We start from the raw sequence: 21,108 nt of genomic DNA, 5'->3' as shown, positions 1-21,108 counted from the left end.
CTCATCGGCTCCCCTGCGATCGCCGCGTCGGCTCCCCTCAACGCACGTGTCCCCGCCGCGATGACCATCGTGGCGGGGACAGGCGTGTTTAGGCACGCTCAGCTGCAGCAGCCCGAGCGCGAAGGACTCCTAGTGGGCTTCCTCCGTGGTCGGGATGCGCTTGACCATCGGCGCGAGGACGCACGCGACGATGCCCACGGCGCCAGCAAAGAGGAAGGCCCAGTGTGCGCCGTGGGCAGTGGCGGCATCGGCAGCCTGGCCTGCGGCCATGCTGGACTCGGTGCCGCGGGTGAGGAACACGACGAGGAAGGCCGTGCCGGCCGCGCCGGCGAGCTGCTGCAGGGTGTTCATGATGGCGGAGCCGTGGCCGTAGAGGTCGCCCGGCAGGGAGGACAGCGCCGAGGTCATCAGCGGGGTCATCATAAGACCCATGCCGAAAGCAAGCAGAATGTGCATGGCGACGACGTGCCAGATGGCGTCATTCTCATCGAGGGTGGACATGAGCCACAGCGAGGCGGTGAGCATGATGACGCCGGGGATAAGCAGCGGGCGCGGACCATAAGAGTCGAAGAGGCGGCCAACGAACGGCGAAATGAGGGCCTGGAGGATGCCGCCGGGCATGACCACAAGCCCGGTCATCGCCGCGGTGGCGCCCAGCGAGGTCTGCAGGTAGATGGGCAGGACGGTGACAGTGCCGAGCATCATGCCGAAAGAGAGCAGCATGATGGCGATGGCGAACGTGTAGTTGCGCACGCGGAACGGACGCAGATCCATAAGCGCCTGGTTGTCCTTCGCGAGGGCGTTCTGGCGGCGCACGAAGATGATGAGCGAGATTAGGCCCACGACGGTGATGATGATTTCCGTGGTGCCCTCGCCCTTGAGGATCGCGTTGATGGAGGACAGGCCGTAGACGAGGCCGCCGAAGGCGAGGACGGAAAGGACGACGGAGAGGACGTCGAGCGGGATGGTGCGCTGCTCGCCGACGTTGGGCAGCTTAATGAGGCCGAAGACGAGGAGGAGCACGACCAGCGGCACCATAGCCCAGAAGATGAAGTGCCACGTGAGCGAGTTAAGAATGAAGCCGCCCACCGTCGGACCGAGAGCGGGTGCCACGGAGATGACGATGGAGATAACGCCCATGACGGAGCCACGGCGCTGCGGCGGCACGAGGGTCATGGTCACCGTCATGAGCAGCGGCATCATCAGCGCCGTGCCGGAGGCCTGAACAATGCGGCCGAGCAGCAACAGCGGGAAGACCGGAGCCGTGGCGGCGATGACGGTGCCGACGAGGAACGCGACGACCGCGAAGAGGAAGATCTGGCGGGTGCGCAGTCGCTCCAGCAGGTAGCCGGTCGCGGGGATGACCACGGCCATGGTGAGCATGAAGCCCGTGGTGAGCCACTGTGCCGAGGTCGCCGGAATGCCGAAGTCCGCCATAATGGCAGGCAAGGCAACGGACAGCGAGGTCTCGTTGAGGATCATGATCATCGCGCCGAGGACGAGCACGGCCAGCGTCATGCCCGTGCCCTTCGGCATGGTCTGTGGTTCAGCCACGAAGTGTCACAACTTTCTTCTCACGCATTAAAAAGGGCGTATCCACGCACAAGGCGCAGATACGCATATTAAAAAGACAAGCGTCTACCTTAACCAGCGACAGCTACCGCTCGTAATTCGAGAATGTGAGTTTGTGAGCAAATCCACAGATAACCGCGGGAGTTAACAGGGTCCACGAGCTTCGCTGGGTAAGGTCACCAGCCACGAAAGCGATACCTGAGGTGAAAGCGCTTCATCGGAATTGGCGTGGCATATGACTCCAAGGGCGACATCTGGGTCGTCCAACGCCGTGGCGCCCCTGCGGCCTACAAAGACTTCAGGGACGCCATCGGCAGATAGCTGCGGCGCCGCGTCTACTTGATAAGGACGACGCGCTGCTGGCCGTTATCGGCCGAGCACGTAAAGTGGCGATTTTCCGGAGTGTCAGGCTGGCCGTCGAGAGCCGAAACCGAGCAGCCCCAGCCGTTGCTCACCGGCGCGATAAGTGCCTGACCGCCCTTTTCGGCATCCTTGTACTCGTCGAGCGCCGCCATCGCCTCGTTACAGTTGGTGCCGTCCTGGGCGACGTAGACGAGGAAGTCCTGGTTGCCCATGGGGTTCGCCTGACCACAGACCGTGCCCACACGCGCAGTGCCGTCAGCCGCAGGCTTCGGCGGGAAAGTATCAGAGTGGTACTCGCCGCTGCCCGAGATGGTGAACTCGTGGCCGTCCTTCGTGCCCTTGAGGCCGCCACCAACAAGGGCTTCGAAAGTCACGCCCTCGATGTCGACCGACTCGCCCGGCTGCAGCGCGCCGGCCGTGCGGTACTCGCCGCCCACGAATGCGGCTGGACTAAAACCGTAGTCGGACTCGTACTTCAAGCCATTGGATTCCCAGATGGGCATGCCCACCTGGGGGACGAGCGGCGGGTCATTGAAAGCCAGGCGGCAGGAGACGTGGTCATTGTCCGGGATGACCATGCACCCCGAAGAGCCGTCAGCGTTCGTCACGCCGTAGGAATCCATAGTCGAGTGGTCGAGCGGGGCGTTGAGGAATTCGTCCGCGGAGCGCTGGCCAGACTTGTCCTTGGACGTGGCGGAGGCGGCCTCTGCCGTCGAGCTGGGTGCCGGCGCGGACTCGCTGGACGCGGAAGCGGACTGGGACGGCTGGACGACGACGGTCGAGGTGACCGGCTCGCTGGTTCCGGACGAGCAGGCGCTCACAACGAGCGCCATGCCGATGACTGCACTAGGAAAGAGCAGGGATTTCATACGGTCATCTTTGCACACGCCCTCGACATAAACGGGAAAGCAGCGTTGTAGACCCGGCGGTGGGGGTACTCCCCCACGACCGCCGCACCGAGCGAGTCGACGTCCGGGGCCACGACCTTGCCTCCCACGCGCGCGGCCAATTGATTGTGGAAGCGCACGAGCCCGGGCTCCTCGTCGAGGTGGAAGAAGGTCACAATTCTTGCGCCTTATTCTCTTGCGCCTTATTCGGACGTTGCGGCTATTTTCCTCAAGACACACGAAACCCGCCCCGGCACATGGCCGTAGACGGGTCGGCGTCGAAGACTAACGTGCCTCCGGCTTCACCAGCGGGAAGAGCACGGTCTCGCGGATGCCCAGGCCGGTGACGGCCATGAGCAGGCGGTCGATGCCCATGCCGGTGCCGGCCGTCGGCGGCATGCCCTGTTCCATGGCGGCGAGGAAGTCCTCGTCGAGACGCATGGCCTCATCATCGCCGTTGGCGGCCAGACGGGCCTGGTCCTCGAAGCGCTCGCGCTGGATGACCGGGTCAATGAGCTCGGAGTAGCCGGTGGCCAGCTCGAAGCCGCGGACGTAGAGGTCCCACTTCTCGGTCACGCGCGGCTGCGAGCGGTGCTGACGGGTGAGCGGCGAGGTCTCGACCGGGAAGTTCTTCACGAAGATCGGGCCTTCGAGCTGGTCCTCGCAGAGCACCTCCCAGATTTCCTCGACGAGCTTGCCGTGGCCCCAGCCACCGTCCTTCGGGACCTCGAGGCCAATGACGTCAGCGATCGCCTTGAGCTCCTCAACAGTGGAGTCGATGGTGACCTCCGGCTGGCCCGGGAACTTGCGCTGAAGTGCCTCGTTGAGCGAAGGATACATCTCGATTTCCTTCCACTCGCCGCCGAAGTCATACACGGTGCCATCGGCAAGCGTACGAGTGAGATCCTCCGGATCCTTGCCCTCAGCCTTATTGAGCTCACGGACGATGTACTGGATGGACTCGCGCGTGGTACGTGCGCAGTCGTTGTAGTCGCCCCACGCGGCGTAGGTCTCGAGCATGGCGAACTCCGGCGAGTGCGACTTGTCCACGCCCTCGTTGCGGAAGTTGCGGTTGATCTCAAAGACGCGGTCGATGCCGCCCACGACGGCGCGCTTGAGGAAGAGCTCCGGCGCGATGCGCAGGTAAAGGTCAATGTCGAGCGCGTTGGAGTGCGTGACGAACGGACGGGCAGCCGCACCGCCGTGCAACGTCTGCAGCATGGGCGTCTCGATTTCCACGAAGTCCTGGCTTTCCAGGTAGTCGCGCAGCGCGCGCAGGACTCGGACGCGGGTCATCGCGTTCTTGCGGGCCTCCGGGCGCACGATGAGGTCGTTGTAGCGCTGGCGCACGCGAGTCTCTTCGTTCATGTCCGCGAACGCAACCGGCAGCGGACGCAGGGACTTCGCAGCCATCGTCCACTCGGTGGCCATGACGGAGAGCTCACCGCGACGCGAGGCAATGACCTTGCCGGTCACGGAGATGAAGTCGCCCAAGTCGACGTCAGACTTCCACGCGGCCAGCGCCTCCTCGCCGACCTCGGCGAGGGAAAGCATGGCCTGCACCTGCGTGCCGTCGCCATCCTGCAGCGTCGCGAAGCAGAGCTTGCCGGTGTTGCGCATGAAGATCAGGCGGCCGGCAATGGAGACGACATCCTCGGTCTCGTCGCCCGCGGCCAAGTAGGTCACGCCTTCCTGGGCACCCTTTTCCTCGCCCTCGGCGACCACGACGTACTTGGCGCGCAGGTCAGCCAGGGAGGTAGAACGCGGCACGGTGACCGGGTAGGCCTCCACGCCAGAGTCGATCAGGCGCTCGCGCTTCTCGCGGCGGATGCGCAGCTGCTCCGGAACGTCATTTACTTCAGTATTCTTCTGCTCACTCACGCAGACAAGGATAACCCATCGCTGCCGCAGCGACCGTGTTGAGGACAGGCTTCTCACGGTCCGAGAACCACAACGTACCCCACGACGCTCAGCGTTACGACGACCCGGATCGAGACGCACGCCGCCCCTCCCCACCGCACGCCAGCACCCCGACCTGTCGCTCGAAGACGCCACGGACGAGCACATGGCCCTCGCGGATGAACTCTTCTGGCGCGAACACCAACAGAACTCACAACACTAAGACGCGGGGTTTACGGAAAATTCACGCATCTGACACCTCGTTTCCACGCGCTCGAAACTCACCCCTCCTTTAATAGATGCGTACTACCCACGTCCCGCGCACCGACCCCACCGCGCGGGCAATAATTTTTGGAGCGCACCCATGGCCCTGCTTGGCAAGAATCTCTTTAGCAACCGTTTTACGTCCTCCCGTTCCTCGCTCACCTGCACCTACAAATGCGGTAACGCCTGCTTCGGGGAATGTGAGAACCCCTCGAGCAACGCCTACTTCGGCGACCAGTTCACTACACCGTTCTCGCGCCGCTCCGCCCTGCGCGCCGGCGGTCTCACCGTCGTCACCGTGGGCGGCGGCGCGGCCCTGGCGGCCTGCAGCCCGGCAGAGGAGGGGGCATCGGCAGGCTCGGGCTCCACGACGACGGCGAAGGTGGAGCTCACCTCGGCCGAGGGCATGCGCTTCGAGGCCGTCCAACCGAACACCAAGGACGAGGTCGTCATCCCGGCCGGCTACGCGCAGTCCATCCTCATCGCCTGGGGCGACCCGGTCATCGAAGGCGCGCCGGAGTTCGACGTCAACAACCAGACGGCCGAGGCCGCAGAGAAGCAGTTCGGTTTCAACAATGACTTCGCGGGCCTTATCGAGCACCCGGATGACCCGAACCGCATGATCTACATGTGCTCGCACGAGTACACGACCGAGCCGATGATGTTCCCGAACTACGACGCAGACAACCCGACAGAGGAACAGGCCAAGATCGGCTGGGCAGGCCACGGCCACACCATCCTGGAGGTCTCCAAGGTCGAGGGCACCGGCGAGCTCAAGCGCGAGTTCGGCCCGCTCAACCGCCGCATCACGGGCACGACGGAATTTAAGCTGGTGGGTCCCGCCAAGGGCACCGACCTGGTAAAGACCACAGCAGACCCGGCTGGCGAGACCGTCAAGGGCACCTTCAACAACTGCTCCGGTGGTGTGACCCCGTGGAACACCATGCTCTCCGGCGAGGAGAACTTCGACCAGTACTTCGCCGCGGACGAGAATATGAAGGACGAGAAGGCGAAGAAGTCGCTCGAGCGCTTCGGCATCAAGGATCCGGAGACCGACCGCAAGTGGGAGCGCTTCGACGACCGCTTCGATGTCGCCAAGGAGCCCAACGAGCCCAACCGCTTCGGCTGGGTCGTAGAAATCAACCCGCTCGACCCGCAGTCCACCCCGATTAAGCACACTGCGCTGGGCCGCTTCAAGCACGAGGCCGGCAATATCCATATCACGAAAGACGGCACCGTCGTGTGCTACTCGGGCGATGACTCCCGCTTCGAGTACATCTACAAGTTCGTCTCCACCAAGAAATTCGAGGAAGGCAACATCGAACACAACCTCTCCATCCTCGACCACGGCACCCTCTACGTAGCCAAGCTCGAGGGCAACTCCCCGGCAGACGAGATTGACGGCTCCGGCGTCCTGCCCGAGGACGGCGCCTTCGACGGCGAGGGCACCTGGGTCAAGCTGCTCACCTCGGACACGGAGAACAACACGTTCGTCTCCCACGTCGACGGTTTTACCGCCGAAGAGGTTGCGGTCTTTACCCGCGAGGCTGCCGATGCCGTCGGTGCGACCAAGATGGACCGCCCCGAGGACATGGAGGTCCATCCGGACACGGAGAAGGTCTACGTCGCGCTCACCAATAACTCGTACCGCGGCGCGACGGGCGAGAACGCCAAGAAGAACAAGGAAGAGCCCATGGAGTGGGCACCGGTCAAAGAAAACAAGAACGGCCTCGTCATGGAGTTGACCGACGACCACGCCGGCGAATCCCTCAAGTGGAACCTCTTCCTCGTCTGCGGTGACCCGAAGGAGGCCAACACCTACTTCGGCGGCTTTGACAAGGAGAAGGTCTCCCCCATCTCCTGCCCAGATAACCTGGCCTTCGATAACCACGGCAACCTGTGGATCTCCACCGACGGCAACGCGCTCGACACCAACGACGGCCTCTACGCCGTGACCACCGAGGGCGACACCCGCGGCGAGCTCAAGTGCTTCCTCACCGTCCCCGCCGGCGCGGAGACCTGCGGCCCCATCGTCGACGACGACCGCGTCATGGTCAACGTCCAGCACCCAGGCGAAGCTGACGATGCCACCTTCGAGTCCCCCACCTCCCACTGGCCCGACGGCGGCAACTCCACCCCGCGCCCGGCCGTCGTGGTCGTTTGGAAGGAAGACGGCAAGATCGGCACCGACGCCTAAATCGACGCCTCACACCGCTCACACACAACACAAACCGCGCACCCGAATCGTCGGGTGCGCGGTGTACTGAACTTAGTGGCCTGATGACCCCACGCCGGAGGGCACACAGTTCACACAACTACAGCGAAGCGACCGGTTCAGACCAACCGAATAAGCACGACGCCCGCGAGGACGAGAGCGAGCCCCACACACTGCCGGACCGCCACGGTCTCGCCACGGGCGCGCTCGATAATGACAGACCCGACCATGGAGCCCAACAGCGTGGCGACGACCGTGAGCCCCGTGCCAATCTGCGGCACGAGCGAGGCCGTGGAGAAGACGAAGAGCGCGCCCAACACTCCGCCCAGCCACATCCACCACGGATTACGCTCCCCGTGCGGACGGTCAAAGTGTGGACGCCACCGCAGCACGGCATTGATGAACAGCAACGTCGCGGTGCCAATAGCAAAGGACGCGAACGCCGCGGACAGGGCCGAGCCTGCCAGCTGCCCCAGATGCCCATTGATGGCGGCCTGGCACGCGTTCAGGCAGCCGAAGACGAAGCCGGCTATCTGCCACGGCAGCAGGCCCCAGCCTGTCTCTTGGGCGCGCGGGCGCCCCACGGTGAGCATGACGCCGGCGAGCACGATGAGCGCGCCCAGCAGGCGTACCCACGTCAGCCGAGCGACCGGCGAGCTAAACAGCCCACAGTGGTCGATGATCAGGCCCATGAGGATCTGCCCTGCGATGGGCAGCACGACGGTCTGCACCGCACCCAGGCGTGGAAAGAGCAGGATATTGCCGGTAAGAAACACCACGCCCAGGAGGCCACCGGCCCAGATCCACGGCGGGGCACCCCACGCGGCCGAGAGCCCAAAGTTCCCGCGCTGGAGCACGAGTACCGCCGTAAGCAGCGTTGCCGTGCCCACCGCAAACGAGATCATGGACGACGAGAACGGCGTGCCAGTCGACTCACGCAGGCGCGTATTAATGACAGTCTGGACCGGCACGACCAGCCCCGCCACGACGCCGAGTAGGATCCACAGCACGCGCTAAACCTTAAACGTCACGTTCGTGGGGCACTCCACCGTGCGCGAGACGGTGCAGTCCTTGTTGTGGCTTACCTGCACCAAGCGTCCCACCATGGCCTGCGCCTGGCGCCCCTCCGGCGTATCGGGGAAGGTGACGTCGAAGGCGAGACGGACATCGGAAAGCCGGGACGCCCCGGCCTCGTTCACGCGGTCGCCCTCCGCGGTAATACGGAATGTCGAAGGCTCACCCCGGCGCGAGGTCACCACGTCCACGTCTACAGCGGTGCAGCCCGCCACCGCGGCGAGCAAGAGCTCCACGGGACTGAGCAGTCCCTCGCCCGCACCGAACTCCAGCGAGGCGCCCGCGGGGTTGGTTGCGCGGTAGTGCGTCTGGGCGAGGCGTTCGACCTCGACGCCGTAGGTTTTTACAACATTGGGTTCACTCATGCTCATCGAGCCTAGTGTGTTAGAACGGTTCTATGACCCACATAACATCAGACTTACTCGCCGAGTTGCGTCACCAGGCAGTAAACGACCCGCAGCTGCGCGCGGCCCGCAATGCCGTCACCCAGGTGGGCATCGGCCGTGCCGCCCTCGATTATGACAAGCTCATCGCCGTCCAGCAGGCCACGCAGATTAAGCTCGACACCCTGCCGGTGACCAACCAGAAGCGCTCCGGGCGCTGCTGGATGTTCGCGGCGCTCAACGTCTTCCGCCACCGCGCGGCCAAGGAGTTAAACGTCGAGAACTTCGAGTTTTCTTTTATCTACCTGCAGTACTTTGACAAGCTCGAGCGCGTCAACCTGGTGCTCCACGAGCTCATCGAGCACAAGGACGCTGACCTCGACGATCGCGTCGTCGCCCACATCCTGGACGACGCGAATGCGGACGGAGGCTGGTGGAACTTCTTTACCAGCCTCGTCGCCAAGTACGGCGCCGTGCCCGCCGAGGTCATGCCGGAGACCCACGCCGCCGGCGATACCCGCGAGATGAACCGCACGCTCGCCACCATCGTGCGCCGCGCCGCCCTCCAGGTTCGCGCGGGCGCGGACGCCCAGCAGGCTGCCGATGCCGCCATCGCGGACGCCCAGCGCGTCCTCGCCGTCTACCTCGGCTTCCCGCCCACCGAGTTCGAGTGGTCGTACCGTGATAAGGACACTGAGTTCCACCGCTTGACCTCGACCCCGCGCGAGTTTGCCGCGAAGTTCCTGCCGGACCTCGACGACTACGTCATGCTCGGCGCTGACCCGCGTGAAGAAGCGCAGAACAACCAGCTCTACGTCTCCACCCCTAGCCGCAACGTCCTCGAGGACGAGGGCTACACGTACCTCAATATCGACGTCACGGAACTGCGCGCCGCCGCCCGCCGCAGCCTCGAGGCAGACGAGCCCGTCTGGTTCGCGTGCGACGTCAACCGCAACTTCTCGTTCAACGACGGCGTCTGGGATGAGGGCCTTCTCGCTATCGATCTGCTCTATGGCATCGACACCTCAACGACGAAGGCCGAACGCCTCGCCTCCGGCGACTCGACGCCCACGCACGGCATGGTGCTCACCGGCTTCGATGAGGACGCAGAGGGCCGCGGCCGCTGGCGCGTGGAGAACTCCTGGGGCACGAAGGTTCACGGACTGCACCGCTCCATCGATAACAAGGAGATCCCCGGCAAGGGCTACGGCACCGCCACGGATGCCTGGGTGGACAATAACGTCTTCAGCGCCATCGTGCGCAAGAAATACCTCACGGAGGCTCAGCTCAAGGGCCTTAAGACCCAGCCCATCGAACTGCCCATCGACGACCGGATGATCTAGGAGACCACCCTCATGAACAACGCACAACTAGATCCCCAGTCCATTGCCGCTCGCAACGCGGAACTGGCCCAGGACCCGACGCTCACGCTGCTGCGCAACGCTGCCGCTGGCACGTCGCTCGACCAGGTTCTCCTCGACCACACGCTCGCCACCGAGCTCACTCCAGCCGTGGAGACCAAGGTGGACAAGTGGTCCGCCGCCAACCAGAAGCAATCCGGCCGCTGCTGGATCTTCGCTGGCCTGAACTCCTTGCGTGGCCCTGTCATGGATACCGCCAAGATCAAGGACTTCGAGTTCTCGCAGGCCTACATCCACTTCTTTGACAAGCTGGAGAAGGCCAACTATTTCCTCACGGCCATGGAGGAGCTCGCAGACCGCGACATCAATGACCGCACCATCAAGCAGCTTCTCGACTCCCCCATCGATGACGGTGGCCAGTGGCCCATGTTCATTGCCATCGTCGAGAAGTACGGCGTCGTGCCGCAGTACGCCATGCCGGAGACTGCCTCCTCCAACCAGACGCGCCTGATGAACCGCAACCTCGAGACCGTCCTCCACCGCGCCGCGATGCGTCTGCGTGCGGCCGCCGAGACAGAGCGCGCCGGCATCCATGAGCAGGCGCTGCGCGACTGCTACCGCATCCTCGTCACCAACCTCGGTGTCCCGCCGGAGAACTTCGAGTGGGCTTATCGCGACAAGGACAATGAGTTCCACCGCGAGGGCACGTTTACCCCGCAGGAGCTCGCCGCACGCATGCTGCCTGCGGATCTCTCCGAGTACGTCTGCGTGGTCAACGACCCGCGCAACGCCTACGGCGAGCTCTACACCGTGGACCACCTGGGCAACGTCGTGGGCAAGGACGTCACGTACCTGAACGCCCCGAGCGATGTCCTCCGCCAGGCCGCATTCGACTCGCTGCAGGACGGCGCCGCTGTGTGGTTCGGCTGCGATACTGACCAGCAATCCAACGGCGACGCCGGTATCTGGGCTGCGAAGCTCTACGACTATGAGTCGGCCTTCGGCATCAAGCTCGACATCGACAAGGCTGACCGCCTGCGCACGCACGAGTCTCTCATGACACACGCCATGGTGCTCACCGGCGTCGATGCCCCGAACGGCCAACCCACCCGCTGGCGCGTGGAGAACTCCTGGGGCACGGACAAGGCCGACAAGGGCTTCTGGACCATGCGCGACGACTGGTTCGACGAGTACATCTTTGAGATTGCCGTCCACCCGTCCCGCCTGCCGGAGGAGTACCAGAAGGCGCTCTCCAGCGAGCACGTGAATACATTGCCTGCTTGGGACCCCATGGGTGCGCTAGCATAATTTTGTGATTCGCCCCGCCCGTCCCGAGGACATTCCAGAAATCCACGAACTCATCTGTGAGCTCGCCGACTACGAGATGGAACCAGGCGCCGTGCGCGCCACGCCCACTGACCTGGAGCGCGCCCTCTTCGGCGCGAACCCGCAGGTCTTCTGTCATGTCGCGGAGACCCCTCGGGGCGTGCATCAGGACGGCGCACGCCGCGGCGAGCACGACAGTTTCTCCACTGGCACCTCGCTCGATGGCTTCGCATTGTGGTTCATTAGCTACTCCACGTGGGAAGGCGTCCACGGCATCCACCTCGAAGACATCTTCGTGCGCGAGAATCGCCGTGGCCGCGGCATCGGCGGCGACCTCCTCCGCGCACTCGCCCGCGTCGCCCACGAGCGGGACTACGCCCGCATCGAGTGGTCCGTGCTCAAGTGGAACAAGCCAGCCATCGGCTTCTACGAGCACATCGGCGCCGAAGTCCAAGATGACTGGGATACGTACCGTCTCACCGGCAACGAGCTCAAGGCCTTCGCGCGCTCCGCTGACGCCGCGTTCTAACGCAGGTCAACCCGGCAGCGACAACCGTTTCGATTACTAGCTTCGACTCAGTCTCTGCCGGCAATCCCTGCCCGAGTTTCCCCAAACGCTCACCATCGTGACATCACTGTCGCGCTCCCCCGCCGCGCGATAAGGCCCCATCTCCTCACGGGACATCCCCACGGGCGGCAAGAAAACGGGAACGACCCCCAACCGACAGAAGTCGGTGGGGGTCGTGGCATTTAAGCCACAAGTAAGTCCGAAAGGAAATTACTTGAGCTCGACGGAAGCGCCAGCCTCTTCGAGCTTAGCCTTAGCGGCCTCAGCGTCGTCCTTGGAAGCACCCTCGAGGATAGCCTTCGGAGCGGACTCAACGAGCTCCTTGGCTTCCTTCAGGCCCAGACCGGAGACGATCTCGCGGACGACCTTGATGACGCCGATCTTCTTTGCGCCAGCGTCGGTCAGAACGACGTCGAACTCGGTCTTCTCTTCCTCAGCAGCGCCGCCGGCAGCCGGGGCACCTGCAGCTGCAACTGCAACCGGAGCAGCAGCCTCAACGTCGAAGACCTCTTCGAATTCCTTGACGAACTCGGAGAGCTCGATGAGGGTCATTTCCTTGAAAGCTTCAATGAGCTCGTCCTTGGTGAGCTTAGCCATGATGGCCATCCTTTCTGTGCGGAACGCCGTGCGTTCCAAAGTGTGTGTGTTTTAATTGTGTGCGCGAGTATTCGCGACTTTAAGCCTCGGCAGCCTTCTTGTCCTGCAGGGCCGCAGCGGTGCGGACCATCTTGGTTGCAGGAGCGTTGAAGACTGCAGCAGCCTTTGCCATAGAACCCTTCATGGCACCAGCCAGCTTTGCGAGAGTGGTCTCGCGGTTGTCCAGCTCGGCGATGGCGTTGACCTGGTCGGCAGACAGTGCGTTGCCGTCCATGTAGCCACCCTTGACGACGAATGCCTTGTTATCATCAGCGAACTTCTTGATAACCTTAGCGGCATCCACTGCCTCGCCCTTAATGAACGCAATAGCGGTCGGGCCGGTCAGCAGCTCGTCAAGACCTTCGATGCCAGCTTCAGCGGCAGCGATCTTGAAGAGGGTGTTCTTGGCGACGGAGTACTCAACGTCAAAGCCGAGATTGTTACGCAGCTCCTGGATCTGAGCAACGGTCAGACCACGGTACTCGGTGAGCACGACGGAGTTTGCACCCTCGAGCTTCTCCTTCAGAGTAGCCAGGTCAGCGGTATTCTTCGGGTTTGCCATTTTGTTCTCTCGCCTCCTTTCGAAACATCTCTTAATATTTTCCGCCGGAGCCTTTTGCACAAACAAAAAGCCCCGTGCAAGAGCACGAGGCGCACGGCTTTAAGGCCATGTAATCGCAAGTGTCTCCTGCGTGGGCCGTCCCTTTAAGCGGGAACCTTCGGCCTATTTCTAGGCGACCAACGGTCTTCGGTGAAACTTGAGCTCGACCAATCGGTCGTTCAAACTTCTGGGATTACACTACACCCGCTGCTCAAAACAACAAAATCCCGTTCCGCTGAGCCTGCCGATGCCGCCTTTACTCCACCGCCGCTCCCGCCCTGCGCTGGGCTCGTTGGAGATCATTGTCCCTACACAACCTCATATCAAGAAGCCTCCATGGCCCATACTTCGTGCCGACTCCTCGGCGTCAAAGTCACCTGCGCAGTTACCGTGAGCACCGCCGGCATCGTGCTCGGCGTCGTGGGCGGACTGGCCGCTTACGACCTCATCGCGACGGGTATTCGCTACCGCGATGAGAGTGCAACCACTGGCCAATATGCCATCGCAGCGACGTACACGAGCTCCGCTGCCAGCCAGGCTTTCACGCTGAGCGCGCTGCCAATCGTGAACCCGCAGGGATTCTGGTACTACATCCACAACATCCTCCCGCTGCGCACATGACACAGCGCAAGTTGCGCGCAACTGCGTTGCACGACAGGCGGACGGTTGACACCGCCAAGATCACATCTCATGTGGTTCCGCCCGTTCCTCCCGCGGCCTAATCTAGATGAAGAGGTTGTCTGTACAGCATCGTTTATGTAATTCCGGCGTCTCTTTCATTCTTTAACTCTTTCTTCTGTGAAAGGTCTCGTCATACAACGCAACGAGTCCATCACTGATCGCTCCGTACGCGGCGCAGGCGCCGTTGTCGCTTTCTTGCTTGCGTTCTTCGCAGTCAAGCCCAAGAGCCCAGCAGGAATCGCACTCATCGTCATGGGCACCATCCTCGGTGCCACCGCAGCACTGGGCTTCTGCCCGCTTTACAGGCCCTTTGGCCTCAACACCTGCCCCATCAATCAGCGTTAAACCCACCCCTCACGAAAGGCTCATTCTCATGCGACGCATCTCTCAAGCGCTTACCGCTACCATGCTGGCCACTGCACTCACGGTCTCATCGCCAGCGCTCGCGCATGCACAGACTGCCCCTGTTATCCAGTCCGTAGAGCTCAAGGCCGACAACGACGCAAGCTCAGCCGCCAAAGACACGGCCATCGGTATCGTTGCCGCCATTCTTTTCATCGGCGCGCTCTTTTTGGGCGCCCACGCGAATAACGCCATGCTCGCTCGCAACGCTCAGTAAATCTTCACGCTACAGCCGGTTCACCCAGCTGGCTCGACCACGTCTCTCCCATCTCGCATCTTTCAAGGACCTTCCATGTCACTTCATCTCCCCCGCCGTATCACACTGCTTGTAGCTGCAATGACCGCCACGGCAAGCCTCACCACCACCGTCGTAGCTCCGGCTCCGACAGCCATCGCAGTAGAGGCGCACGCATACGCCACCGTAGAGGCAGCCCAGACCGCCGCGCACCAGGAGGCAGGCACGTCGCCCCAGACTGACGGCAAGAAGTCGGATGAGAGCTCAGACGGAAGTTCCGAGGCCGGTGCCGTCATCGGTTATGTTCTCCTCGGCCTCGTTGTCATGGACGTCTCGCTTAGCGGTCTGGCCTACAACACGTGCTACGCCGGCAACCCCGATGCCCAGTGCGACATCAGGTCGCTCACCAGCAGCTTCATCGGCTCGAGTCTGCTTGGCGGCTATAGCCTCGTCTCGGGTCTCGCCACGATGGCCACTGACTCGCTCGCTGCCAGCTCCTCGCGTCTCGGACTCGGCGCGCGCTAAAAAGGACCCCGCATGCACTACTCCTCACGCTTCGTCGCGGTCGCGACCGCCACAGCACTCGCATTAACCGTCCCCACGGCCACGGCCGACGACTCCTCTGAGAATTCCTCGAACGCCACAGGCACGCTGGGCATCCTCTCCGCAGGAGGCACTCTCATCGGAGTCATGCTGTCCTCAGTAAGCCGCCAATCCGCGTGTATGCAAGGCAACCAGGACGCCTGCGGTTCTTCCCTTTTAGAGCTAAGCTCGGCAGGCATGCCTCTCTCATCCGCAGCGATCAAGCCTGCTGTTGAGGGGATTGTCGCAGCCCGGGCACAACTGGAGAAACTCTCGTCCTCATTCCCACGCTGACGCGTGGCTCGAACCGCTGTCCCTTCGTTATTCCTGCTTCGCCATGCCCGCGAGATAGCGCCGGGTGATGAGGCTCTGAGCGGCTGCCGCGAGGTGCGGGGCCAGCCGCGCGAACCAGCGCTCGGGGCGGGAAAACGCGACACACCTGCCTACGACACTGCCATCGGCGCGATGCTCGATGAGGAACGCCTCTTCGCCACACTCGACGTGCCCGGGCAGCGTCCCGTAGACCAACGCGGTGCGCTGCGGCGTGCGCTCGACATGCAGAATGCGGCACGGCGAGAGCGTCGGACCCACGCGTAGCCACACCACGTCTGGGTCCACAGGATCGCGGCGCACGCGCACCCCGGCATATCGGTGCGCACGAAACTCAAGCAGGTTCGCACTCGCACGCTGGAAGCACTCCTCCCCTGTTCCCAGGACGCGTGACTCATCGACCGCACGCCACGACGCGTTAAGTCCGAGTTCCTCGCGCATCCCGCCGTCGGCGAGAGCTAGGCTCGATAGACGCAGATCAGGCGGATACGACATCGAAGATGTTGCTGCCATACCCACGAGTATCCCATACGAGATTAGACACTTTCGAGCTACGGCGTGCCGAACACGGTAGGAAAGTACAAACGCATCCATCAACTCAACGCACCTACGAAACCGCCTCCGCGCTGCGCGTTAGCTGGCGGATTCCCTGTCCGATGGCGCGCGCACCGCATTGTCCGGAAAATGTCGACCACGTTGCCATATTCATCAAACGGTGGCCGCGTTAGCTCTGCTGTCTCAAGAACACCATTGCGCGCAATGTAACCCACCAGCAGATCCACGAATTGAATCTGCACAGAATTCAGCGTGGTATCTGCCGGCACGGCAGAACATTCAGCGCGCACGGCCGGTTCATCCATCCCCACGATTCCGCGCAAAAGCCTCCTATCGACTCATCGACATGAAAATCACTCAGTTGCTCAGCGCCGTCAACGTGGCAATCCACCACATCAATGGACTTGACCCCGTAGCCACGTGCCCCACCACAGATTCGAGCACGAAGCGCGCTTGGAACACGGAACCGCGCGGATTAGTGAGTGCATTTCACTCAACCAATCGGCAGTCGTTAAGCAGGTTCGGCCACACCACGCCGATAAAGCCGAAGTTGCTGGATCGGGGTGTTCCACCACTCATCGTCGCCACGGCGCTCCAGTTCCTCTCTACTAGTTCCGCATCTCATACTGCTTGGTTACAACCATTATGGTGTCTTTTCCGGCGAAAAGAACGCCATTTCACCATCCAACTCGATTTACAACCGTACTGAATTCGTACTGAATTTTCAGCACAATATTTCAGTCACATTTCAATCATATTTCAGTACGATTTCCGATCAAACTTGGGTACACTGCTCCCCATGAGCATCATCGACGTCCCAGAACTCATTGCGCTCCTCCGCGATACGCAAAATGATACGTGGAATGTCGAGGCCAAAGAAGCCTCTCACCAGATTCCCGAATCAATTGACGAGACTCTCTGCGCCTTCGCCAATATGCCAGACGGCGGCACACTCATCCTCGGGGTCGCTGAAAATGGTGGCGCTTTTGATGTCACTGGAGTCTGGGATCCGAAAGCCGCACAGTCCGCAATCGCTTCAAAGGCCCGCGAGCGAATCACGCCGCCCTTGCAACTCGGTGCAGTTGAGGTGACCATCGTGGAGGGGAAACCCGTCGTTGCTGCGATTGTTCCTCCCCAGCCTTCAGAGCATCGTCCCTTCCGCGTCGGTAAGTTTGGCAAGGCCTACATTCGTTCCGGCGACGGCGACTACGACTTATCGCCTCAAGAAGAGCTTTTCTTGGTCGGTGAGCGGCAGCAACCACACGCGGATCGCACACCAGTCGAGGGGGCCACGGTTCAACACGACTTGGTAGACGACCTGCTCCAGCAATACCTCAGCGCGAAAAAGCGTGACTCTCGCCGGCTGCGTGACCTCGACGAACGCACGCTCCACATCCGCACCAACGTTATTGACCCGGACACTGGTTTCGTCACGACTGCAGCCCTTTACGCCTTCGGCGAGCAGCCGCAGCAGTTCCTACCCAACCTCGTGGTCAAAGCTCGCGCCATCAATCCCCAGGTCGACACTGCTCAACGGCTCACCGATCGTCGCGAATTCACGGGTCCCGTACCGGACCTCCTTGACTCGGCAAGGGAATGGGTCTCTGCGCAGCTACGCGTCGGAGTAACCTTCCGCGATGGCAACGGGATCGATGTACCTGAGCTCCCTCCGATCGCCATTCGCGAGATCATCGCCAATGCCCTGGTTCACCGCGATCTTTCCGCTGCAAGTTACGGCATGTATACGCAGCTCATCAAGCAGCCCACCAAGCTCATTGTGGAAAGCCCCGGCGGATTGTGGGGCATCACCAAAAATCAGCTCGGCTACACCTCCCCTCGCGCCCGTAACGCGATCCTCTATTCCATGTGCGCCGCCCTCACAACCGACAATGGATACCGCGTTATCGAGGCTCAAGCTACTGGCATTCCTGCAGCTCGTGCCGCCCTTGCAGAGGCTTTCCTCCCCGCCCCGCACTTCGACGATCAGATTACTAAGTTCACCGCTATTCTCACCTCTTCGTCACTTCTCAGCGATACCGACCTTCGTTGGCTTGGGCAGCTCCCCGGCTCAGACACCCTATCCGTCGCTCAAAAGCACGCTCTCATCGCTATGCGTCACGGCGAGGAGATCACCAATAGCAGCTATCGAAGCGCCTTCCCCATGGACTCCGTTAATGCCCGCGCCGAGCTTCAGCAATTGGTGAAATACGGGCTTGCCGATGCCGCCGGCTCTGGCCGTGGCACCACCTACAGGGCCCCATCCGACAATGACGAAGCCCTAATCGAAACCGTGGCTTCCGGTGCCGCTCAGGCTGCCGCAGCTTCCGCCGACGACCATGCCAAGCGCAGCACATACCTGTCTGCAGCCGAGAAAGACAAGCGCATCTTGACAGCGTTACGTGCCGCGCAGCACGGGCTCACGCGCAAAGAGCTGGAGCGCGAAACAGGCCTAACTCGAGGGCAAATCAATCCGAGAATTGCAAAATTGAGCGAGAAAGAAATGATACGTAAGACGCCATCCAAATCCGACTCGCGCTCCCAGATTTACTCCATTGGTCCAAGAGAATTTTAGAATACCAGTTTGGGCCTTCCCTCTAGTCATCGATAAGCACTTGAGGTCCTGACTGCATGGCATGGTTGCGGGCCTTCGGCTAGCGGGGGCATCGGCAAGCTCATACACAAACGCCCAGCCACCGTGAGGTGACTGGGCGCTTAAAAGAAGTGCGCTTAGAAATTAAGCGGTGTAATCCTTGGTGACGGACGCGTCGACCGGGATGCCCGGGCCGGAGGTCGTGGTCATGGTGACCTTCTTGACGTAGATGCCCTTGGAGGAGGACGGCTTCAGACGCAGGATCTCGTCGTAGAGAGCGCCGTAGTTCTCAGCCAGCTTCTCGGCGTCGAAGGATGCCTTGCCGATGATGGCGTGCAGGTTGGAAGCCTTCTCCACACGGAAGGAGATCTTGCCGCCCTTGACGTCGGCAACAGCCTTGGTGACGTCAGCGGTAACGGTGCCGGTCTTCGGGTTCGGCATGAGACCACGCGGGCCGAGGACGCGGGCCACGCGGCCCACCTTGGCCATCTGGTCCGGGGTAGCGATGGCGACATCGAAGTCGATGTGGCCCTCGTTGATGGCCTCGATCAGCTCGGCGGTACCGACGATGTCGGCGCCAGCAGCCTTGGCCTCATCAGCCTTCGGGCCCTCGGCAAAGACGGCCACGCGGACGTCCTTACCGGTGCCGTTCGGCAGGGAGACGGTGCCGCGAACGAGCTGGTCAGCCTTGCGCGGGTCAACGCCGAGGCGGAAGACGACGTCAACGGTGGCGTCGTAGTTCTTGGAGGAGGTCTCCTTGGCCAGCTTCGCGGCCTCGAGCGGGGAGTACAGGCGGGACTTGTCGACCAGTTCGGCCGCAGCCTTGTAAGCCTTAGAGTTGGTGCTCATTTAAGCAATTCCTTTTCGTGGATTGTTGTGGTCTGTGCGGGCCGAAAGCTGGCCCTGCCACATGAAGTTGTTGGAGGTTTTTACTGCGGCATGTCGGCCGGAGCACCCTCGACGGTAATACCCATGGAGCGGGCGGTACCGGCGATGATGCGGGCAGCGTTCTCGATGTCGCGAGCGTTGAGGTCCTCGAACTTGGTCTGGCCGATCTCCTTGCACTGATCCCAGGTCACAGAAGCAACCTTGGTGGTGTGCGGGGTGCCGGAGCCCTTCTTCACGCCTGCGGCCTTGAGCAGCAGCTTGGCTGCCGGCGGGGTCTTCAGCTTGAAATCGAAGGAGCGATCCTCGTAGACGGTAATCTCAACCGGGACCACGTTGCCGCGCTGGGATTCCGTTGCAGCGTTGTACGCCTTGCAGAATTCCATGATGTTGACGCCGTGGGCACCCAGTGCCGGGCCGACCGGCGGAGCCGGGTTAGCGGCGCCAGCTTCGATCTGCAGCTTGATGAAGCCAGTAACCTTCTTCTTCGGAGCCATCGAATTACCTCAATTCCTGTGTTACCGGCACCCGCCACGATGAATAACGGGCACCGTCCGGATGCCTGCTTTCGCAGGCCACCGGGGATAAACGATTTACTACGCGCGCAAAAAGCGCACGGTGTTCCATTTTAGAACACCGTGCGCCTGGGACAAAATCGCGTTTGCGCAGGTCGCCGCTTACGCGGCGAGAGTCAAACGAGAGCTCGCTTCCGGACTCGCTTAGGAGATGCGCTCGATTTCGTTCGGGGAGAGCTCGACCGGGGTCTCGCGACCGAAGATGGACACGAGGCCCTGCATCTTGCCGGTCTCCGGGTCGATCTCGGAGATAGTCGCGGAAACCGAAGCCAGTGGACCAGCCAGGATGGTGACGGCCTCGCCCACCTGGAAGTCGTGGTTGAGCTTCGGCGCAGCCTTCTCCTCCGGCATGGCGATGACCTGCTCGCCGTCGGCGGTGGCGGCAGCGGCCTCGCCGGTCGTAGTCGGAGCGACCTGCGGCATGAGGAACTTGGCTACGTCGCGCGGCTTGACCGGGGTGGCGTTGCCCTCGTTGCCCACGAAAGAGGTGACACCCGGGGTGTCGCGAACGACGGACCAAACAGCGTCGTTGATATCCATGCGGACGAGGACGTAACCCGGCAGCAGCTTGTGCTTGACGATCTTCTTCTTGCCGTCCTTGAGCTCCATGCGCTGCTCGATAGGAACGACAACCTCGTAGAGGGAGTCCTCGACCTCAAGGGTCTGGGCACGCATGTCGAGGTTGGTCTTCACCTTGTTCTCGTAACCCGAGTAGCACTGGATGATGTACCACTGGCCCGGCTGCTTTTTCAGCTCGCGGGTGAACGCACGCAGGCGCGTCTTGTACTCGCTGTCGTCCTCAGCGGCAGCCTCGGCGCCGACGGCTGCGGCTGCCTCCTCGGCGGTAGCGGGGGCATCGGCAGCCTCAGCGGGCGTCTCGGCGTCTGCGGACTCTGCAGCTTCAGCGGCCTCGGCAGCTTCTGCCTCAGCGGCGGCCTGGGCCTGGGCGGTCTGGGCCTGGGCGGCCTGCAGATCGTCTTCGAAGCTCGTGCTCTCCGTAGTGGTTTCAGCAGTGTTGTCGGTGGTGTTCTCTTCGCTCATGGGGTGAGTCTCTCCTCTGCGTGCGGGCGTGTACTGCCCAGGGTAATGAATAATCCCGCCGTCCGGACCGGACAGCGGGATGA

Annotated in this window: 22 protein-coding genes and 1 pseudogene; 10 read left to right on the top strand and 13 right to left on the bottom strand. The window is 62.2% G+C overall.

Features of this window, described 5'->3' with window-relative positions:
* Nucleotides 1-129: 129 nt before the first annotated feature.
* The 4 genes and pseudogenes from HMPREF0307_RS06765 to lysS form a co-directional block, all read right to left on the bottom strand.
* Nucleotides 130-1,536, bottom strand: a complete 1,407-nt coding sequence (locus HMPREF0307_RS06765) for an MDR family MFS transporter (protein WP_066490040.1) — start codon at nucleotides 1,534-1,536, stop codon at nucleotides 130-132.
* 371 nt (nucleotides 1,537-1,907) lie between these two features.
* Nucleotides 1,908-2,804, bottom strand: coding sequence for a hypothetical protein (locus HMPREF0307_RS06760; RefSeq protein WP_066490036.1), 897 nt, complete (start codon nucleotides 2,802-2,804; stop codon nucleotides 1,908-1,910).
* Nucleotides 2,801-2,998 (bottom strand): annotated as a pseudogene (locus tag HMPREF0307_RS06755) (hypothetical protein); the annotation flags it as partial. The gene HMPREF0307_RS06760 and the pseudogene HMPREF0307_RS06755, both read right to left, overlap by 4 nt.
* Before the next feature lie 109 nt (nucleotides 2,999-3,107).
* On the bottom strand, nucleotides 3,108-4,703 hold the full coding sequence (lysS, locus tag HMPREF0307_RS06750; protein ID WP_066490021.1) for a lysine--tRNA ligase: 1,596 nt from the start codon (nucleotides 4,701-4,703) through the stop codon (nucleotides 3,108-3,110).
* 382 nt (nucleotides 4,704-5,085) lie between these two features.
* On the opposite strand from lysS, the gene HMPREF0307_RS06745 reads away from it, so the two are divergent.
* The gene (locus HMPREF0307_RS06745) at nucleotides 5,086-7,182 is read left to right on the top strand and encodes a PhoX family protein (protein WP_066490009.1); all 2,097 of its coding nucleotides are present in this window, start codon (nucleotides 5,086-5,088) and stop codon (nucleotides 7,180-7,182) included.
* A gap of 137 nt (nucleotides 7,183-7,319) precedes the next feature.
* Here HMPREF0307_RS06745 and HMPREF0307_RS06740 read toward each other — a convergent pair whose 3' ends face one another.
* Both HMPREF0307_RS06740 and HMPREF0307_RS06735 read right to left on the bottom strand, forming a co-directional pair.
* The gene (locus HMPREF0307_RS06740; RefSeq protein ID WP_066489999.1) at nucleotides 7,320-8,210 is read right to left on the bottom strand and encodes a DMT family transporter; all 891 of its coding nucleotides are present in this window, start codon (nucleotides 8,208-8,210) and stop codon (nucleotides 7,320-7,322) included.
* A gap of 3 nt (nucleotides 8,211-8,213) precedes the next feature.
* On the bottom strand, nucleotides 8,214-8,639 hold the full coding sequence (locus tag HMPREF0307_RS06735) for an OsmC family protein (protein ID WP_066489974.1): 426 nt from the start codon (nucleotides 8,637-8,639) through the stop codon (nucleotides 8,214-8,216).
* 32 nt (nucleotides 8,640-8,671) lie between these two features.
* Here HMPREF0307_RS06735 and HMPREF0307_RS06730 point away from each other — a divergent pair, with 32 nt between their 5' ends.
* The 3 genes from HMPREF0307_RS06730 to HMPREF0307_RS06720 are packed head-to-tail and all read left to right on the top strand — an operon-like array spanning nucleotide 8,672 to nucleotide 11,873.
* Complete coding sequence (locus HMPREF0307_RS06730) at nucleotides 8,672-10,000, top strand: C1 family peptidase (protein WP_066489972.1); 1,329 nt, start codon at nucleotides 8,672-8,674, stop codon at nucleotides 9,998-10,000.
* 12 nt (nucleotides 10,001-10,012) lie between these two features.
* Nucleotides 10,013-11,326 (top strand): C1 family peptidase, encoded by a 1,314-nt coding sequence (locus HMPREF0307_RS06725; RefSeq protein ID WP_066489969.1) that lies wholly within the window; start codon nucleotides 10,013-10,015, stop codon nucleotides 11,324-11,326.
* Nucleotides 11,327-11,330: 4 nt separating this feature from the next.
* Nucleotides 11,331-11,873 carry a GNAT family N-acetyltransferase gene (locus HMPREF0307_RS06720; RefSeq protein ID WP_066489968.1) on the top strand — a complete coding sequence of 181 codons (543 nt, stop codon included), beginning with the start codon at nucleotides 11,331-11,333 and terminating at the stop codon, nucleotides 11,871-11,873.
* Nucleotides 11,874-12,122: 249 nt separating this feature from the next.
* On the opposite strand, the gene rplL is transcribed toward HMPREF0307_RS06720, so the two are convergent.
* Complete coding sequence (rplL, locus tag HMPREF0307_RS06715) at nucleotides 12,123-12,509, bottom strand: 50S ribosomal protein L7/L12 (RefSeq protein WP_066490407.1); 387 nt, start codon at nucleotides 12,507-12,509, stop codon at nucleotides 12,123-12,125.
* A 79-nt stretch (nucleotides 12,510-12,588) separates the two neighbouring features.
* Nucleotides 12,589-13,110, bottom strand: coding sequence for a 50S ribosomal protein L10 (gene rplJ, locus HMPREF0307_RS06710; protein WP_066489965.1), 522 nt, complete (start codon nucleotides 13,108-13,110; stop codon nucleotides 12,589-12,591).
* Between the two features lie 375 nt (nucleotides 13,111-13,485).
* Here rplJ and HMPREF0307_RS06705 point away from each other — a divergent pair, with 375 nt between their 5' ends.
* The 5 genes from HMPREF0307_RS06705 (at nucleotide 13,486) to HMPREF0307_RS12935 (ending at nucleotide 15,343) form a co-directional block, all read left to right on the top strand.
* Entirely contained in the window at nucleotides 13,486-13,770 is a 285-nt protein-coding gene (locus HMPREF0307_RS06705; RefSeq protein WP_066489964.1) for a hypothetical protein, read from the top strand.
* 177 nt (nucleotides 13,771-13,947) lie between these two features.
* Nucleotides 13,948-14,175 (top strand): YgaP family membrane protein, encoded by a 228-nt coding sequence (locus tag HMPREF0307_RS06700; protein WP_231725098.1) that lies wholly within the window; start codon nucleotides 13,948-13,950, stop codon nucleotides 14,173-14,175.
* 28 nt (nucleotides 14,176-14,203) lie between these two features.
* Entirely contained in the window at nucleotides 14,204-14,449 is a 246-nt protein-coding gene (locus HMPREF0307_RS06695) for a hypothetical protein (protein ID WP_066489961.1), read from the top strand.
* A gap of 75 nt (nucleotides 14,450-14,524) precedes the next feature.
* The gene (locus HMPREF0307_RS06690) at nucleotides 14,525-14,992 is read left to right on the top strand and encodes a hypothetical protein (protein ID WP_141628539.1); all 468 of its coding nucleotides are present in this window, start codon (nucleotides 14,525-14,527) and stop codon (nucleotides 14,990-14,992) included.
* A gap of 12 nt (nucleotides 14,993-15,004) precedes the next feature.
* Nucleotides 15,005-15,343 carry a hypothetical protein gene (locus HMPREF0307_RS12935; RefSeq protein WP_141628538.1) on the top strand — a complete coding sequence of 113 codons (339 nt, stop codon included), beginning with the start codon at nucleotides 15,005-15,007 and terminating at the stop codon, nucleotides 15,341-15,343.
* 27 nt (nucleotides 15,344-15,370) lie between these two features.
* Here the strand turns inward: HMPREF0307_RS12935 and HMPREF0307_RS06680 are convergent, their stop codons facing one another.
* Entirely contained in the window at nucleotides 15,371-15,892 is a 522-nt protein-coding gene (locus HMPREF0307_RS06680) for a DUF1990 domain-containing protein (protein WP_230384086.1), read from the bottom strand.
* 80 nt (nucleotides 15,893-15,972) lie between these two features.
* On the bottom strand, nucleotides 15,973-16,257 hold the full coding sequence (locus HMPREF0307_RS13545; protein WP_353935760.1) for a type I restriction-modification enzyme R subunit C-terminal domain-containing protein: 285 nt from the start codon (nucleotides 16,255-16,257) through the stop codon (nucleotides 15,973-15,975).
* A gap of 476 nt (nucleotides 16,258-16,733) precedes the next feature.
* Here HMPREF0307_RS13545 and HMPREF0307_RS06675 point away from each other — a divergent pair, with 476 nt between their 5' ends.
* Nucleotides 16,734-18,506, top strand: a complete 1,773-nt coding sequence (locus HMPREF0307_RS06675; RefSeq protein WP_066489943.1) for an RNA-binding domain-containing protein — start codon at nucleotides 16,734-16,736, stop codon at nucleotides 18,504-18,506.
* A gap of 162 nt (nucleotides 18,507-18,668) precedes the next feature.
* Here the strand turns inward: HMPREF0307_RS06675 and rplA are convergent, their stop codons facing one another.
* From rplA to nusG, 3 genes are all read right to left on the bottom strand, one after another.
* The gene (gene rplA / locus HMPREF0307_RS06670) at nucleotides 18,669-19,373 is read right to left on the bottom strand and encodes a 50S ribosomal protein L1 (protein WP_066489940.1); all 705 of its coding nucleotides are present in this window, start codon (nucleotides 19,371-19,373) and stop codon (nucleotides 18,669-18,671) included.
* Nucleotides 19,374-19,453: 80 nt separating this feature from the next.
* Complete coding sequence (rplK, locus tag HMPREF0307_RS06665; protein ID WP_066489931.1) at nucleotides 19,454-19,906, bottom strand: 50S ribosomal protein L11; 453 nt, start codon at nucleotides 19,904-19,906, stop codon at nucleotides 19,454-19,456.
* 222 nt (nucleotides 19,907-20,128) lie between these two features.
* Nucleotides 20,129-21,025, bottom strand: coding sequence for a transcription termination/antitermination protein NusG (nusG, locus tag HMPREF0307_RS06660; protein WP_066489928.1), 897 nt, complete (start codon nucleotides 21,023-21,025; stop codon nucleotides 20,129-20,131).
* Nucleotides 21,026-21,108 lie beyond the last annotated feature (83 nt).

It is taken from the genome of Corynebacterium sp. DNF00584 (assembly GCF_001552965.1).
Classification (GTDB): Bacteria; Actinomycetota; Actinomycetes; order Mycobacteriales; family Mycobacteriaceae; genus Corynebacterium; species Corynebacterium phoceense.
Note: the sequence above shows the minus strand (reverse complement) of the source record. Positions and strands in the feature narration are given on the sequence as shown.